Source organism: Vibrio sp. Vb0937 (assembly GCF_033338855.1).
The window spans coordinates 1-1,823 of record NZ_JAWOTK010000105.1 but is presented as its reverse complement, the minus strand read 5'-3'; the positions used below and the strand labels follow the sequence as shown (position 1 = coordinate 1,823).

Here is a 1,823-nt window from a genome sequence, read left to right as displayed (position 1 = left end):
GTCACCCGCGATGATACCGTAGCGGTCTTGCTGCTTCGTAAACGTATCAAACTGAGATTGACCACGAGTCTTCACTGTGTAGTCGTAAGACTTCATTTGGCGCACTCCCATTCTCAAGATGACATCGCCAACACGTCCGCGACCTTCTGCGCCAATATCAAGGAATCTTGCAATACCACGAGGCATTGGTGGTAGGGACTCCATTTGCTCAGTGATGTGTAGGTTCACGGTAACACCTTTTAGATTGGTGTATTCCTTACCGTCTTTACCCACCAATTTAACTGGCGTATTTAACGCATCATTTGCCACGATGTTGCCCATGATGTCTTCGTATTCAGCTTGCACCCCAGGGATATCAAGCAGCGATGCAAAGCTCACCTCATCGGTAAAACGGTTCGAGAATCGACGTGCTAAGAAGTGGCTCGCCAACGCTTTGTCTGGCCAGTTACCCAACACAGACACCGCATTTGACCAAGGGTAATCCGGGTCAAAGCTACCAATTGAGTTTAGGAAGCGTCCATTCGCAGTTTCCGCAACAGCTATATAGCCCTCATCTGAATCTTCGATAAAGCGTGCTGCCAAATCATCAAAACAGCTGGCTGTTGAAAGATCGTAATCAGCCGGAATTTGGTGTGAGTTGTTGTCTAACAGTTGACCAAAAGAAATCACTTTTTGGTTGCCTGCCGCATTTTCTATCACACATTGATGCTCTGGTGTGCGCAAGATATCAAGGAAGAACGCCGCGGATTTTTTCGCCCCATTCGCGTAATCACAGAACCATGAGTTATCGGCTTTGCCTTCGCTACAGTATTGAGGGTTTGAAGCAATGCGCAATAAGAAATCACCCGGCTTATCCGTTGACGAAGTGTAACCAAGATTGGTGTACAGGTTATCGATGCGCTCAAGATCTTCCATCTTGTCACGGATAGCGCTCATTTCCATATAACGGCGCACTAAGTAACCAGGATAATCGGACGAGAATAATCCCGTCGTCCCATATAACTCCAAGTTGCGTCGATCATAGCTATCGAGATAGTTCTGCCACTCGTAAGAAACAATTTCTTCTAGGTTTGTACCTTCGTCAAAACGGTTACAGTCGCTGTTTAGAGAAACGTTCCCATCGGTACAGAAATCGTAAGACTTACGCTCAATTTCATTCACTTTATCTAGGTAGTAAAGTGCGCCATAACGAGTTTTCGCATTCAGTTCTGGATCATCAGACAACGCGGCGGTATCGAATCGGCTGAAGTCACAGTTGTAGAGTGATTTGCCTTTCTCGTTCCCCGTTAGTGCCTTCACTTCAGAACAAACCATCAGCGATGTGTTGTCTGGATTGTTGCCAAACTTGTATGCAAAGCTTTGTTGGTAGGCTTGCTGATCAGCGAGATAACGAGCGTATGCCGCTTTGTCTTCATCGCTCGCACTGTCTGCCGGTTTCGCAACAGGCGCAGGAGCTGAACCTGAAGAATCTTGAATAGTCTCGACTTTACGACCGTAACCAAACTTAAACGCCGCAATATCGTACAGACCCCAAGTTGGCGTTTCATCCAACATGCTTGGTGCGTAGTCCATCGTCGAACTGTAAGCAGGAATGTTGTTCAAACCAAGTTGATGCGCTTGCTCTAACGTGTAGTAGTTCGCTTTGTCATTTGAGCCTTTAAAGTTATGGCGCAGACCCATGTTATGACCAAGCTCGTGAACAAGCGTATTGCTGTAAGTCGCAACCGTAATCGCATCTGCGGCTTTCACTTGCAACTCTTTTGGTAGGTATTTCCAACGCTTAAGCTGACGCGATACTTCGTTACCTGCGTCATCGAGTTTGA

1 protein-coding gene is annotated in these 1,823 nt (G+C 46.7%); it reads right to left on the bottom strand.

Annotation, left to right across the window (positions count from 1 at the left end):
- A partial coding sequence (locus tag R7P67_RS23505) for a M66 family metalloprotease (protein ID WP_318086152.1) occupies nt 1–1,823 on the bottom strand: 1,823 nt, incomplete at both ends.